Genomic DNA, 14188 nt, shown 5'->3' with positions numbered 1-14188 from the left:
ATCAGGCTGCCGGCACGATCGGCGGGCGCTGGTTCAAGGCCTCGACATCGAAGCCGGCGATCCGCTTGTAGCCGGCCGCCGTCTCCAGCAGTTCCTCGCGGGACAGCACGTCCTCGATGCGGCCGAAGCCGTCCGGCGCCCGTTCCTCGACCACGTCGAGCACCTTGTCGGGGCCGTCGGCGCGATTGGCGAGCACGATGCGCGCCGTCGCCGGACGCCGCTCCTTTTCATAGGCCGCAAGCGCGGCCGGCACCGCGCCGTGACGCAGGATCTCGCGGGTCAGCACGCGGGCATCGAGGATCGCCTGGCTCGCGCCGTTGGAGCCGATCGGATACATCGGATGGGCGGCATCGCCCAGAAGCGTCATCGGACCATGGGTCCAGCGCGGCAGCGGATCGCGGTCGACCATCGGATATTCGAAGATGTGCTCGGCATTGCGGATCAGCGAAGGGATGTCGAGCCAGTCGAAGCGCCAGGTGTCGAACCGCGGCAGGAAGTCGTCCGGATTGCCCGGCCGGTTCCAGTCCTCGCGCCGCCACATGTGATCGGCGGGCATCCTCAGATCGGCGATCCAGTTGATCACCGCGCCGGGCCGGCCGTCGTCGAGGGTGATGTCCTCGATCGGATAGCAGACGAACTTGCGCGGCTTGCAGCCGGTCATCGCCATCGAGCGGCGGGTGAGAAAATGCGGCGCTCGGGTGACGCCGCGCCACATGACGATGCCGCCCCATACCGGCAGACCCTCGTCCGGATAGAGCCCCGAGCGGGCTGTGGAATGAATGCCATCGGCCGCGACGAAGACCGCGCCGCGCGCGCTGCCGGCCGAGGCTCCCGTCTCCCGGTCGACGAGATCGATCTCGACGCCGCCCTCGCTCTCGCGCCAGGCAGCGACGGAAATGCCGCAGGTCACCGCATCGGGGCCGAGCCGCTCGCGCACCGCGTCGAGCAGCATCATCTGCAGCCGTCCGCGATGGATGGAGAATTGCGGCCAGTCATAGCCGGCGGCCAGCCCGCGCGGCTCCGACCAGATCGGCTGGCCGTGGCTGGAAAAATAGGCGACTTCCTGGGTTCTGAGACCGATGGCGTCGAGCCGGTCGAGCAGGCCGAGTTCATCGAGCTCGCGCACCGCATGCGGCTGCAGGTTGATGCCGACGCCAAGCGGCCGGATCTCCCGCACCGCCTCGAAGATGCGCACGGGCACGCCGATCCGGTGCAGGCTGAGGGCGAGCGTCAGGCCGGCGATGCCCGCGCCGGCAACGAGAACGGTCATGGCGGAGATCCTTGGATGCCTGGGAAAAGCCCCTGCCGGCCGCTGCCGGCCGGCAGGGAACGCCAATCACTCGCCCGCGTATTGCGTGATCATAGCACGGGCATCCTCGACCATGGCGGCGCCGTCATAGCCCTTGCCCGCGACTTCCGCGATCCAGGCGGCGACCACCGGCTCGGCGGCGGCCTTCCAGCGCTCGACCTCTTCCGGCGGCAGCTTGCGCATCGTGTTGCCCGCCTTTTCGGCGGCGGCGATGCCCGGCAGATCGCCCTCGTCCATGACGCGGCCGACCCACTTGGACACCTCGCGGCCGCTGTTGGCGTCGATGACCGCCTTCAGGTCCTCCGGCAGGCTGTCGTATTTCGCCTTGTTCATGGCGAAGACGAAAGTGGCGGTGTAGAGGCCGCGCGAGCCCTCGAAGTCGGTGTGGCTGTTGACGAGTTCGGCCACCTTCAGCGGCGTCGTCACCTCCCACGGCACGACCGTGCCGTCGATCACGCCCTTGGACAGCGCCTCGGGCATCGCCGGAACCGGCATGCCGACCGGCGTTGCGCCGAGCGCGCCGAGCAGGGCGTTGGTCTGGCGGGTCGGCCCGCGCAGCTTCAGCCCCTTCATGTCCTCCAGCGCGGTGACGCCGTTGCCCTTGACATGCAGCAGGCCGGGGCCGTGCACATGCACCGCGATCGGATGGACGTCCTTGAACTCGCCCTTCAGGTATTTCTCGTAGAAATCCCAGAAGGCCTCGCTGGTCGGCTCGGCCTTGGCGGCCATGAACGGCAGTTCGAACGCCTCGCTGCCCGGGAAGCGGCCCGGCGTGTAGCCCGGCAGGGTCCAGACGATATCGACGACGCCGTCGCGGGCCTGGTCGTAGAGCGCCGGCGGCGTGCCGCCGAGCTGCATCGCCGGGAAGACCTCGACCTTGATGCGGCCGTTGGACTCGGCCATCACCTTCTCGGCCCAGGGGGTGATGAAGTTCTTCGGGACCGGCGCCGGCGCCGGCAGGAAATGATGCACGCGCAGGGTCACGTCCTGCGCCAGTGCCGGGGCAATGCCGGCGCAAGCCAGCGCCGTCGCAGCGACGGCGAGCGATTTCAGTCGAAGCATTCGGTGTCCTCCCAGTTATCTCGCACGGCTCCGGCGCGTCGCGCCGTCCGTCGCCTGCCCTGCCGGCTGCCGCCGGTCCGGGCCAAGCCCATGCGGACGCGACCACCCCGGCTCCTCCCGGCGGACCGCATCCAGATCGTTTATTATGTAAACGATTATGCCCGTCAACGGGCGAACGATCAATCGCCGATCCGCACCTTAGAAGCGCGAGACCATCCGGTAGGACTGGGGATGCAGCATCCGCACATGGGTGATCGGCTGATCGATCAGCCAGGTGGTGCGCTCGAAGACGAAGACCGGCGCGCCGGGCTGGATGGCGAGCAGCGTCGCTTCCTCGCCGCTCGCCGCCGCGGCGCTGAGGCCGATCTCCATCTCCGAGAAGGGGGCGAACTTCACCAGCCACTCGTTGGGGCTCATGCGCTCGAACGGTTCGTCGGCGATGTCGGGAACGGCGGCGATGTGAATCCAGCGGTCCTCGAATTGCCAGGGCCGGTTGTCGGCGAAATGCAGGCAGCGCACATGCAGCATCGGCGTGCCGGCCGGCAGGTCGAGCCGGGCGCGCATCGCCTCCGGCGCCTCCAGCCGTTCGCGGCTGAGGATCGAGAAGCGGTACTGGGCGCCGCGCGCCTCGACCTCGCTGCGCACCACCGGGATCTCCAGCCGCGCCTCGCGCAAGGGATGTTCGGCGATGCGGGTGCCGGCGCGGCGCTTGCGCTCCACCAGACCGATCTCGGCAAGTTCCCGCAGCGCCCGATTGACGGTGACGCGGGCGCAGCCGAATTCGCGCGCCAGATCCTCCTCGCCCGGAATCAGCTCGCCGGGCAGCCAGACCCGCTCGCTGATGCGCTTGAGGATTTCCGCCTTGATGGCCCGGAAGGAATTCGGCACCCGGATGCCGGCCGGCACCGGATCGACATCCTTCGCAGGCACGACGGGTCGCGACATCACATGCTCCGCTTCAAGGTCCGCATCGCGTCGCGGTAGCCGGCCTCGATCCGCGCGCGGTCGACATGGCTGCCGTCCCGCACCCTATGGCGCCCCGCCGCCCACACGTCGCGCACCAACCGGTCGTCGCCGGCAAAGATCCATGCATCGAGCAACGTGTCGCCGGACAGTCCCTCCAGGTGCAGCGACGCCGCATCGAGGGCAACGAGATCGGCCCAGGCGCCTTCCCGGATCGCACCGCTGTCGCGGCCGAGCGCCCGCGCGCCGCCTTTCAGCACCTCGTCGTAGAGCCGGCGGCCGCAGGAGCGCTCGCTCGTCGCCAGCACCGCCCGGTGCCGGTCGCGCAGGCGCTGGGAATATTCCAGCGTCCGCAGCTCCTCCGAGAGTGCGATGCGAATGTTGGAATCGGAGCCGATACCCAGCGTGCCGCCGTCGGCAAGATAGCGGGCACCATCGAAGATGCCGTCGCCAAGGCTCGATTCGGTGATCGGGCACAGGCCCGCGACCGCGCCGCTCGTCGCGATCGCCTTGCGTTCGCCGTCGGTCAGATGGGTGCAATGGATCAGGCACCAGCGCTCGTCCACCTGATGGTTGTCGAAAAGCCATTCGACCGGGCGGCGGCCATGGGCGGCCAGCACCTCCTCCACCTCGCCGGTCTGTTCGGCGATATGCATGTGCAGGGGATCGGCGGGGCGCAGGGCGGTGACCTTCGCAAGGTCCTCCGCCGGCACCGCGCGCAGCGAATGCGGAGCGATCCCGAGCCGCGCGTCAGGGGCAAGCGCTGCCACAGCCTCCTCCGCCCCCTCGACGATCCGCGCAAAGCCGTCGAGATCGGAGCCGAAGCGGCGCTGGCCGCCGGCGAGCGGCCGGCGATCGAGGCCGCCTGTCGTGTAATAGACCGGCAGCAAGGTCAGGCCGATGCCGGAGATCTCAGAGGCGGCCGCGATCCGGCGGGAAAGCTCCGCCCGGTCAGCATAGGGCGTGCCGTCGGCCTGACTGTGGACGTAATGGAACTCGGCGGAGGCGGCATAGCCGGCCTCCAGCATCTCCATCTGCACGAAGGCGGCCACCGCCTCCACCGTCTCCGGCGTGAAGGCGCCGAGGAAGCGATACATGATCTCGCGCCAGGTCCAGAACGTGTCGTGCTCGGCCGTGCCGCGAAACTCGCTCAGGCCCGCCATCGCCCGCTGGAACGCATGGCTGTGCAGGTTTGCCGGTGCCGGCAACAGGATCCCGACCGCGTGCTCGGCCGCCACCTCTGCCCGGTCAACGCCTTGCAATACCTTGCCGATCCGCCCGTCCGCGGCGATCTCCACCACCACGTTGCGCGCCCATCCCGTGGCCAGCAAGGCCGTCTCCGCGAAGATCCGCATTCCGTCCGCCTCATTTTTGAGATTGACAATTATGTACATACATATCGTAATTAAACAAACACATATTGCAGCACACCAGAAGAACCATTCGACCGGAAGCCCTGGGAGGGGTCATGCCAGAAACTGCGACCGGATCCGCCGCCGGCGAGGTCCTGACCGCGTTGCGTCTTGCGACCCTGGTCGCGGGCGCCACCCCCTATGGTCTCGTCGAGGATGGCGCCGTCGCAATCGGTGCCGATGGCCGTATCGCCTGGTGCGGCAGTGCCGCCGAACTACCCGCACAATTCGCGTCCTGGCCGTCCCGGTCGCTGGGCGGCCGCCTCGTCACTCCCGGCCTCGTCGACTGCCACACCCATATCATCCATGGCGGCAACCGGGCCCGCGAGTTCGAGCTGCGCCTCGAAGGGGCAAGCTATGAGGAGATCGCCCGCGCCGGCGGCGGCATCGTCTCCACCGTCGCGGCGACGCGGGCAGCGAGCGAGGACGAGCTCGTCGCCTCCGCCCTGCCCCGGCTCGACACGCTGATCGGCGAAGGCGTCACCACCATCGAGATCAAGTCGGGCTACGGCCTGACGATTGCCGGCGAGATCCGCATGCTCGCCGCCGCCCGGCGCCTCGGGCGCGAACGCGGCGTGCGCGTCGTCACGTCGTGGCTTGCCGCCCACGCGGTGCCGGCCGACTACAAGGGGCGCTCGCAAGCCTATCTCGACGAGGTGGTGCTGCCGGGCCTCGAGGCGGCCCATGCGGCCGGCCTGGTCGATGCCGTCGACGGGTTCTGCGAGGGCATCGCCTTTTCTCCGGCCGAAATGGCGCAGGTGTTCGAGCGCGCAAAGGCGCTCGGCCTGCCGGTCAAGTTGCATGCCGAACAGCTCTCCGATCTCGGCGGCGCGAAGCTGGCCGCGCAGTATGGCGCGCTCTCGGCCGATCACCTGGAATATCTCGGGCAGGACGGGATCGATGCCATGGCCGCCTCCGGCACGGTCGCCGTGCTGCTGCCCGGCGCCTTCTATACCCTGCGCGAGACGCAGGCGCCCCCCGTTGCAGCGCTGCGCAAGGCCGGCGTGCCGATCGCCCTTGCCACCGACTGCAATCCCGGTTCCTCGCCGCTGACCTCGCTGCTGCTCGCCATGAACATGGGCGCGACGCTGTTCCGCCTGACGCCGGAAGAATGCCTTGCCGGCGCGACCCGCGAGGCCGCCCGCGCGCTCGGCCTTGCCGGCGAGATCGGCACCATCGAGGCCGGCAAGCGCGCCGACCTTGCCGTTTGGGACGTCGCGGAGCCGGCCGAACTGACCTACCGCATCGGCTTCAACCCGCTGCACCACCGCATTTTCGGAGGCGCATAATGAGCGTCATGACCCTTACGCCGGGCCGCGTCACGCTCGCCCAGCTCGAACGCATCTATCGGGAGGAGCTCGCCGCCCGCATCGACCGAGGCGCGCAAGCGGACATCGAGCGCGCCGCCGAGCGGGTCGCCGCGGCCGCCATGGGCGAGGAAGCCGTATACGGCGTCAATACCGGCTTCGGCAAGCTCGCCAGCGTCAAGATCGCCGGCACCGACACGGCGACGCTCCAGCGCAATCTGATCCTCTCGCATTGCTGCGGCGTCGGCGAGCTGCTCGACGGCGCGACGACGCGGCTGATGATGGTGCTGAAGCTGCTGTCGCTCGGGCGCGGCGCCTCGGGCGTGCGCTTTGAGGTGCTGAAGCTCATCGAGGACTGCCTCGCCGCCGGCATCACCCCCTGCGTTCCCTCGCAAGGCTCGGTCGGTGCTTCCGGCGATCTTGCCCCGCTCGCCCACATGACCGCCGTGCTGATCGGCGAAGGCGAGGCGGAGTATCAGGGCACGCGCATGCCCGGCCGCGCCGCGCTGGAGAAAGCCGGCCTTGCTCCGGTGGTGCTCGGCCCGAAGGAGGGACTCGGTCTCATCAACGGCACGCAGTTCTCCACCGCCTGCGCGCTCACCGGCCTGTTCACCGCCTGGCGGCTGGCGGAGGCGACTCTGCTCACCGCGAGCCTGTCCACCGACGCGATCATGGGCTCGACCGCCCCGCTGCTGCCGGAAATCCACGCGCTGCGCGGCCATCGCGGCCAGATCGAGGTGGCGAGCGCCATGCGCGCCCTGATGGAAGGCTCGCAGATCCGCGAGAGCCACCGCACCGGCGACAGCCGCGTGCAGGATCCCTACTGCATCCGCTGCCAGCCGCAGGTCGCCGGCGCCTGCGTCGACCTGCTGCGCATGGCCGGCCGCACGCTGGAGATCGAGGCGAATGCGGCGACCGACAACCCGCTGGTGCTGATCGACGAGGGGCGCATCGTCTCGGGCGGCAACTTCCACGCCGAGCCGGTCGCCTTCGCCGCCGACCAGATCGCGCTGGCGATTGCCGAACTCGGCGCCATCGCCCAGCGCCGGGTGGCGCTGATGGTCGACCCGACGCTGTCCTTCGACCTGCCGCCCTTCCTTGCCCGCGATCCCGGCCTCAACTCCGGCATGATGATCGCCGAGGTAACGACGGCCGCCTTGATGAGCGAGAACAAGCACCTCGCCCATCCCTGCTCCATCGATTCCACCCCGACCAGCGCCAACCAGGAAGATCATGTGTCCATGGCCGCCCATGGCGCACGGCGGCTGGAGCGGATGAACGCCAATCTCGCCGTCATTCTCGGCGTCGAGATGCTGTGCGCGGCCGAGGGCATCGAGCACCGCGCCCCGCTCGCCACCAGCGCGCCGCTGGCCGCCGCCGTCGCCCGGCTGCGCCGGCATGTGGCCCCGCTCGAGGCCGACCGCTACATGGCGCCCGACCTTCAGGTCGCAGCCCGCCTCATCGCCAGCCGCGAGGTCGTCGCGGCGGCGAGCGAAACGGCCCTGCTGTCGCTGGGAGAGGCCGCATGACGCCCGTCGAGATCCGCAAGGGCACGAGCCCCGTCATCCTCGGCCTGCCCCACACGGGCACCCATGTGCCCGAGGCGATCGCCGCCCGGCTCAACGCGCGCGGCCTTGAGCTCGCGGATACCGACTGGCACATCCACCGGCTCTATGACGGGCTGCTGGACGATGCCACCACGGTGCGCGCAACGTTCCATCGCTATGTCGTCGATGCCAACCGCGACCCGGCCGGCGCGAGCCTTTATCCGGGGCAGAACACCACCGGCCTCGTGCCGGAGACGGACTTCGACGGCGTGCCGATCTGGAAGGACGGCGAGGCCCCCAGCGACGCCGATGTCGCTGCCCGGCGCGAGGCGTTTCACGCGCCCTATCACGCGGCGCTCGCCGCCGAGATCGAGCGGGTGAAGGCGCTCCACGGCGTCGCGATCCTCTACGACTGCCATTCGATCCGCTCGCATATCCCGTTTCTTTTTGCCGGCAAACTTCCCGATTTCAACATCGGCACCAATGACGGGGCCACCTGCCACCCCCTGATCGAGCAGGCCATCGTCGAGGTCTGCGGCGGGGCGCAGGGCTATTCCAGCACCCTCAACGGCCGCTTCAAGGGTGGCTGGACCACCCGCCATTACGGCCGGCCGGCGGATAATGTCCACGCCATCCAGATGGAGCTCGCCCAGTCGACCCATTTGGCAAGCGAGAGCGCGCCCTTTGCCTATGACGAGGCCAAGGCAAGCGCCCTTCGCGTCCATCTCAAGACCCTTCTCACCCGTCTGGAACGCCTCGCGCTCGACGGGTCGCTTGCCTCCGGAGGAACCACATGACCAACCCGCGCCACAACACCCGCACCGTGCGGGCGGCCACCGGCACCGAGATCACCGCGAAGTCCTGGCTGACCGAAGCGCCCTTGCGGATGCTGATGAACAATCTCGATCCGGATGTGGCCGAGAAGCCGAACGAGCTCGTCGTCTATGGCGGCATCGGCCGGGCGGCGCGCACCTGGGACGACTTCGACCGTATCGTAGCGACCCTGCGTGACCTTGAGGAGACCGAGACGCTGGTCGTCCAGTCGGGCAAGCCGGTCGGCGTCTTCCGCACCCACAAGGACGCGCCGCGGGTGCTGATCGCCAATTCCAACCTGGTGCCGCACTGGGCCAACTGGGACCACTTCAACAAGCTCGATAAGGCCGGGCTGATGATGTACGGCCAGATGACCGCCGGCTCGTGGATCTATATCGGCAGCCAGGGCATCGTGCAGGGCACCTTTGAGACCTTCGTCGAGGCCGGCCGCCAGCACTATGGCGGCTCGCTCAAGGGCAAGTGGATCCTCACCGGCGGCCTCGGCGGCATGGGCGGCGCCCAGCCGCTCGCCGCGGTGATGGCCGGCGCCTGCTGCCTGGCGGTGGAGTGCAATCCGGACTCCATCGATTTCCGCCTGCGCACCCGCTATGTCGACGAGAAGGCGGAGACGCTGGACGAGGCGCTGGAGATGATCGAGCGCTGGACCAAGGCGGGCGAAGCCAAGTCCGTCGGCCTGCTCGGCAATGCGGCGGAGATCTTCCCCGAGCTGGTGCGGCGCGGGGTGAAACCGGACATCGTCACCGACCAGACCTCGGCGCATGATCCGATCAACGGCTACCTGCCGAAGGGCTGGACCATGGCCGAATGGGCGGCCAAGCGCGAGAGCGACCCGAAGGCGGTGGAGAAGGCCGCGCGCGCCTCCATGCGCGAGCATGTCGCCGCCATGGTCGACTTCTGGAACATGGGCGTACCGACGCTGGACTACGGCAACAACATCCGCCAGGTCGCGCTGGAGGAAGGGCTGGAAAACGCCTTCGCCTTCCCCGGTTTCGTGCCCGCCTATATCCGCCCGCTGTTCTGCCGCGGCGTCGGTCCGTTCCGCTGGGCCGCCCTGTCGGGCGATCCGGAAGACATCTACAAGACCGATGCCAAGGTGCGCGAGCTGCTGCCCGACAACACGCATCTGCACCGCTGGCTCGACATGGCGCGCGAGCGCATCTCCTTCCAGGGCCTGCCGGCGCGCATCTGCTGGGTGGGCCTCGGCGACCGCCACCGGCTGGGTCTCGCGTTCAACGAGATGGTGCGCAACGGCGAGCTGAAGGCGCCGATCGTCATCGGCCGCGACCACCTCGATTCCGGCTCCGTCGCCTCGCCCAACCGCGAGACGGAGGCCATGCAGGACGGCTCGGACGCGGTCTCCGACTGGCCGCTGCTCAACGCGCTGCTGAATTGCGCAAGCGGGGCGACCTGGGTCAGCCTGCACCATGGCGGCGGCGTCGGCATGGGCTTCTCGCAGCATTCGGGCATGGTGATCTGCTGCGACGGCAGCGAGGATGCCGACCGCCGCATCGAGCGGGTGCTGTGGAACGATCCGGCGACCGGCGTGATGCGCCACGCCGATGCCGGCTATGAGATCGCGCTCGACTGCGCCAGGGAACACGGACTGCGCCTGCCCGCCATCCTCGGAAACTGAGGCGGGACCGCGGGACGTTCAAAGGGCCGGCAAGGCCCCATGATGCTGTGAAGGAAAACCAACCAGAGGACTGTGCTGCCATGAAAAGACGTGATTTCCTGAAGACCGCCGGCGTCGGCGCCGTCGCCACTGCCGCCACCGGAACCCTCGCGGCCCCGGCCATCGCCCAGGACGTGAAGCGCTGGAAGATGGTCACCGCCTGGCCGAAGAACCTGCCGGGCCCGGGCGTCGCCGCGCAGATGCTCGCCGACCGCATCACCGCCCTGTCGGGCGGCCGCATCGAGGTGCAGCTCTTTGCCGCCGGCGAGCTGGTGCCGGGCAATGGCGTGTTCGACGCCGTCGCGGAAGGCACCGCCGAGCTCTACCACGCGGTTCCGGCCTATTGGGGCTCCAAGTCCAAGGGCATCCTGCTGTTCGGTTCGCAGCCGTTCGGCCTGCGCGCCGACGAGCAGTTCGGCTGGCTCGCCCATGGCGGCGGTCAGGCGCTCTATGACGAGATCTATGGCCGCTTCGGCCTGAAGCCGTTCCTTTGCGGCAATTCCGGCCCGCAATGGGCCGGCTGGTTCCGCAACGAGATCAACTCGGTCGACGACCTCAAGGGCCTGCGCTTCCGCACCACCGGCCTTGCCTCGGAAATGTGCGCCAAACTCGGCATGGCCGTGCAGGCGATGGGCGGGCGCGACATGTTCCAGGCGCTGCAGTCGGGCGCGCTCGACGCCGGCGAGTTCATCGGCCCCTGGTCGGATTCCGCCCTCGGCTTCCAGCAGGTCGCCAAGAACTACTACTGGCCGGGCGTCGGCGAACCGTCCTCCGCCGAGGAATGCGCCGTCAACATGGCCGCCTACGAGGCCCTGCCGGCCGACCTGCAGCAGGCCGTCGCGCTTGCCTGCGAGTCGCTCTACAACCCGGTCTGGACCGAGTACACGACCAAGCATGCGCTGGCGCTGCAGCAGCTCGTCGCCGAGCAGGGCGTGCAGGTGAAGAAGCTGCCGGACGACGTCATCGTCGCCATGGGCAATGCCGCCGGCGAGGTCATCGGCGAACTGCGCGAGAACGACGACGAGTTGGTGCGCCGGATCGTCGAGAGCTTCCTTGCCTATCGCGCCTCGGTCTCCGACTACATGGTCTATGCCGACAACGGGCAGATGAACGCCCGCGCCATGGACTACAAGTACTGAGCGCACCTCGGTAAAACCTGCTAGGGTCCGGGCGCGCTTGCGGACCCCGGCGCTGCATCCGCGACAGGTCGCGGGCCGTTCGCCGGCCCGCGATCTTCCCCCCGACCGACCGCACGAGAGGACAAGGCCCGTGCTCGCCCGCCTCGCCGACTGGCTCGACCTGGTCAACCGCTCCGTCGGCGCCCTGGTGCGCTGGCTGGCGCTCTTCATGGTGCTGTTGCAATTCGGCGTGGTGGTGCTGCGCTATGTCTACGGCATCAGCTTCATCTTCCTGAACGAGGGCGTGCTCTACATGCACGCCGCCCTGTTCATGCTCGGCGCCGGCTACACGCTGCTGGTCGACGGCCATGTGCGCGTCGACATCTTCTACGCCAAGCTCGGCACGCGCGGCCGCGCGGCGATCAACGCGCTCGGCGCCGTGGTCTTCCTGCTGCCGTCCATGGCGATCCTGATCTGGTGGTCCTGGCCCTCGGTCCGCAATTCCTGGGCCGTGATGGAGGGCGCCATCTCCGTCGGCGGCATTCCGGCCTCCTTCCTGCTCAAGTCGCTGGTGCCCGCCTTCTGCGTGCTGCTGGCCCTGCAGGGTCTCGCCTGCCTGCTGCGCGACCTTTCCCGCCTCGCTGCGCCGCACGGCGCCACTGCCGCCTCCGACACCGGGACCCGCGCCTGATGCTGCCGCTCGACCTCCTGATGTTCGCCGCGCTGATCGCCGCGATCCTGATCGGCTATCCGGTCTCCTTCATTCTCGCGGGCATCGCGACGCTCTTCGCCATTCTCGGCCATTTCACCGGCCAGTTCGACATCAGCCTGCTCGGCGCGCTCGGCCAGCGCGTCTTCGGCGTCATGACCAACGACGTGCTGATCGCCATCCCGCTCTTCGTCTTCATGGGGGTGGTGCTGGAGAAGAGCCGCATCGCCGAAGACCTGCTGGAGACCGCCGGCCGGCTGTTCGGAACGCTGCGCGGCGGGCTCGGCATTTCCGTCGTGCTGGTCGGCGCACTTCTGGCCGCCTCCACCGGCATCGTCGGCGCCACCGTCGTCGCCATGGGCCTGATCGCCCTGCCGACCATGCTGCGCAACGGTTATGATCCGCGGCTTGCCTCCGGCATCGTCTGCACCTCCGGTACGCTCGGCCAGATCATTCCGCCCTCGACCCTGCTGATCATCCTCTCGGACGTGATGTCGAATGCCTATCAGCAGGCGCAGTTCCGCCAGGGCAAGTTCACCATCGAGACCATTTCGGTCGGCCAGATCTTCGCCGCCGCGCTGCTGCCCGGCCTGATGCTGGTCGCCATCTACATCGTCTATCTGCTGGTCAAGGCGTGGCTGTCGCCCGCCTCCGCCCCGGCGATGCAGCACGGGGGCGACCGCCCTCCCGCCTCGAAGATCGCCGCCGCCATCCTGCCGCCGGTGCTGCTGATCATCGCCGTGCTCGGCTCCATTCTCGGCGGCATCGCGACGCCGGGCGAGGCCGCGGCGGTCGGCGCCATCGGCGCGCTGCTGATGGCCTCCGCCCGGCTCGGCAACGGCCGCAGTGGCCTGGTGATCGCCGGCGCCGCAAGCCTTGCCCTGCTCGCCGTGCTGATCTCGGTCCACCCGGTCCGGCTGCAGCGCAGCGACGTCGGGCCGATCGACTGGGCGATCGGCGGCCTCGCCACCCTGCTGGTGGCGATCGCCACCGCCGCGATCCTGCAGGCGCTCGCCCGCACCTTCCGCGCCGATGTGCTGAAGCCGGTGATGAACTCCACCCTGTCGGTGACGGCGATGATCTTCGCCACCATCCTCACCGCCAGCATCTTCTCGCTGGTCTTCCGCGGGCTCGGCGGCGATCACCGGATCGAGGAGTTCCTGACCAATATGCCGGGCGGCCCCGACGCCGCCCTGCTCTTCGTCATGGCGCTCGTGTTCCTGCTCGGCTTCTTCCTCGACTTCGTCGAGATCTCGGTGATCCTGCTGCCGCTGGTCGCACCGGTGTTGATCCTGATGGGGCACGATCCGGTCTGGCTGTCGATCCTGATCGCGATCAACCTGCAGACCTCGTTCCTGACCCCGCCCTTCGGCTTCTCGCTTTTCTACCTGCGCGGCGCGGCGCCTCCCGAGGTGACGACCGGCCAGATCTACCAAGGCGTCATCCCCTTCATCGTGCTGCAGATCGCCGGCATCGGCATGATCTGGCTGCTGCCGCAGGTGGCGACGACCCTGCCGCGCCTGATCTTCTGAACACGTCTCGGCAGGCACTCACACAGGGGCGATGACCACGCCCTCGTCCTCGGGGAAGAACACTTCCTCCAGATTGACGCCGGGACCGCTGCGGTCGACGACCAGGAAGTCCTGCACCGGCTGGAGCACCAGCAGCGGGTGATGCCAGACGCCCCGGGCGATCTGGACGCCCTGGTCGCCCCGCGCCAGAAAGCAGCGGCAATCGCCGGGGCGCGCGTGGCTGGCGACGACCACCAGCCACGGATGATCCTGCATCGGCACGAAAGCCTGGCTGCCCAGGGGATGGCGCTCCAGCATCCGCACGGTGACGGGGCTCGGCCACGGCGTCCCCCGGAAAATCGAGAGGATCGGCTTGCCGTCCGGGCCGGAATCGGCCTCGGCAAGGGCGTGAAACCGGCGGGTGCGCCCCCCGTTGATGAGGTGGCTTGCCTCATGACGGGCCTCGATCACCTCGCCAAAGGGCGCAAAGGCCTCACGGGTCAGCGGCTCCGGCGTCAGCAGATGGCTCAAGCGATCCTCCCAGACAAGTTTGCGGCATCGACGTTGCACCGGCAGACCCCGGCACGAGGGTGCATCCACCGCCCGATGCACCTCATAACGCGCCTGTAACGGCAGTCGTTGCAAGTGTCACCCGCCGGCAACAGGGATTAAGGAATCCTTACCGCACCCACCCATGGCGTGTAGCGACGATTGCATATCCCTTAAAGGTGGTGAAAGTGGCAG

12 protein-coding genes are annotated in these 14188 nt (G+C 68.6%); 7 read left to right on the top strand and 5 right to left on the bottom strand.

Annotated elements, in window-relative coordinates; all coding sequences use genetic code 11:
* Window position 1: 1 nt before the first annotated feature.
* The 4 genes from TSB10P1A_RS15800 to TSB10P1A_RS15785 all read right to left on the bottom strand — a co-directional run bounded on the left by TSB10P1A_RS15800 (window position 2) and on the right by TSB10P1A_RS15785 (window position 4689).
* Complete coding sequence (locus TSB10P1A_RS15800) at window positions 2-1270, bottom strand: flavin-dependent oxidoreductase (RefSeq protein WP_186388879.1); 1269 nt, start codon at window positions 1268-1270, stop codon at window positions 2-4.
* 66 nt (window positions 1271-1336) lie between these two features.
* A complete protein-coding gene (locus TSB10P1A_RS15795) occupies window positions 1337-2371 on the bottom strand; it encodes a TRAP transporter substrate-binding protein (RefSeq protein ID WP_186388878.1) in 1035 nt (344 codons plus the stop codon).
* Window positions 2372-2569: 198 nt separating this feature from the next.
* A complete protein-coding gene (locus TSB10P1A_RS15790; protein WP_186388877.1) occupies window positions 2570-3316 on the bottom strand; it encodes a GntR family transcriptional regulator in 747 nt (248 codons plus the stop codon).
* Window positions 3316-4689, bottom strand: a complete 1374-nt coding sequence (locus TSB10P1A_RS15785) for a formimidoylglutamate deiminase (RefSeq protein ID WP_186388876.1) — start codon at window positions 4687-4689, stop codon at window positions 3316-3318. Before TSB10P1A_RS15785 ends, TSB10P1A_RS15790 begins: the two co-directional genes overlap by 1 nt.
* A 113-nt stretch (window positions 4690-4802) precedes the next feature.
* On the opposite strand from TSB10P1A_RS15785, the gene hutI reads away from it, so the two are divergent.
* From hutI to TSB10P1A_RS15750, 7 genes are all read left to right on the top strand, one after another.
* The gene (gene hutI / locus TSB10P1A_RS15780; protein WP_186388875.1) at window positions 4803-6035 is read left to right on the top strand and encodes an imidazolonepropionase; all 1233 of its coding nucleotides are present in this window, start codon (window positions 4803-4805) and stop codon (window positions 6033-6035) included.
* Complete coding sequence (gene hutH / locus TSB10P1A_RS15775; protein WP_186388874.1) at window positions 6035-7582, top strand: histidine ammonia-lyase; 1548 nt, start codon at window positions 6035-6037, stop codon at window positions 7580-7582. Before hutI ends, hutH begins: the two co-directional genes overlap by 1 nt.
* Window positions 7579-8397, top strand: a complete 819-nt coding sequence (gene hutG / locus TSB10P1A_RS15770; RefSeq protein ID WP_186388873.1) for an N-formylglutamate deformylase — start codon at window positions 7579-7581, stop codon at window positions 8395-8397. Before hutH ends, hutG begins: the two co-directional genes overlap by 4 nt.
* Window positions 8394-10067: a urocanate hydratase gene (gene hutU, locus TSB10P1A_RS15765; protein WP_186388872.1), complete on the top strand. Its 1674-nt coding sequence runs from the start codon at window positions 8394-8396 to the stop codon at window positions 10065-10067. The genes hutG and hutU overlap by 4 nt, the downstream gene beginning before the upstream one ends.
* Window positions 10068-10147: 80 nt before the next feature.
* Window positions 10148-11245, top strand: coding sequence for a TRAP transporter substrate-binding protein (locus TSB10P1A_RS15760; RefSeq protein WP_186388871.1), 1098 nt, complete (start codon window positions 10148-10150; stop codon window positions 11243-11245).
* 130 nt (window positions 11246-11375) lie between these two features.
* Window positions 11376-11915, top strand: coding sequence for a TRAP transporter small permease subunit (locus TSB10P1A_RS15755; protein WP_244293139.1), 540 nt, complete (start codon window positions 11376-11378; stop codon window positions 11913-11915).
* Window positions 11915-13465 carry a TRAP transporter large permease subunit gene (locus TSB10P1A_RS15750; RefSeq protein ID WP_371515133.1) on the top strand — a complete coding sequence of 517 codons (1551 nt, stop codon included), beginning with the start codon at window positions 11915-11917 and terminating at the stop codon, window positions 13463-13465. The genes TSB10P1A_RS15755 and TSB10P1A_RS15750 overlap by 1 nt, the downstream gene beginning before the upstream one ends.
* An 18-nt stretch (window positions 13466-13483) precedes the next feature.
* On the opposite strand, the gene TSB10P1A_RS15745 is transcribed toward TSB10P1A_RS15750, so the two are convergent.
* Window positions 13484-13975: an ureidoglycolate lyase gene (locus TSB10P1A_RS15745; protein ID WP_186388870.1), complete on the bottom strand. Its 492-nt coding sequence runs from the start codon at window positions 13973-13975 to the stop codon at window positions 13484-13486.
* Window positions 13976-14188 lie beyond the last annotated feature (213 nt).

The organism is Stappia sp. TSB10P1A (genome assembly GCF_900185725.1).
Lineage (GTDB): Bacteria > Pseudomonadota > Alphaproteobacteria > Rhizobiales > Stappiaceae > Stappia.
This window is presented reverse-complemented; position numbering and strand designations above follow the sequence as displayed.

Bases quoted from the DNA above. Each gene is read 5' to 3' on its own strand.
- TSB10P1A_RS15800 (WP_186388879.1), bottom strand. From the start codon at position 1,270: ATGACCGTTCTCGTTGCCGGCGCGGGCATCGCCGGCCTGACGCTCGCC.
- TSB10P1A_RS15795 (WP_186388878.1), bottom strand. From the start codon at position 2,371: ATGCTTCGACTGAAATCGCTCGCCGTCGCTGCGACGGCGCTGGCTTGC.
- TSB10P1A_RS15790 (WP_186388877.1), bottom strand. From the start codon at position 3,316: ATGTCGCGACCCGTCGTGCCTGCGAAGGATGTCGATCCGGTGCCGGCC.
- TSB10P1A_RS15785 (WP_186388876.1), bottom strand. From the start codon at position 4,689: ATGCGGATCTTCGCGGAGACGGCCTTGCTGGCCACGGGATGGGCGCGC.
- hutI (WP_186388875.1), top strand. From the start codon at position 4,803: ATGCCAGAAACTGCGACCGGATCCGCCGCCGGCGAGGTCCTGACCGCG.
- hutH (WP_186388874.1), top strand. From the start codon at position 6,035: ATGAGCGTCATGACCCTTACGCCGGGCCGCGTCACGCTCGCCCAGCTC.
- hutG (WP_186388873.1), top strand. From the start codon at position 7,579: ATGACGCCCGTCGAGATCCGCAAGGGCACGAGCCCCGTCATCCTCGGC.
- hutU (WP_186388872.1), top strand. From the start codon at position 8,394: ATGACCAACCCGCGCCACAACACCCGCACCGTGCGGGCGGCCACCGGC.
- TSB10P1A_RS15760 (WP_186388871.1), top strand. From the start codon at position 10,148: ATGAAAAGACGTGATTTCCTGAAGACCGCCGGCGTCGGCGCCGTCGCC.
- TSB10P1A_RS15750 (WP_371515133.1), top strand. From the start codon at position 11,915: ATGCTGCCGCTCGACCTCCTGATGTTCGCCGCGCTGATCGCCGCGATC.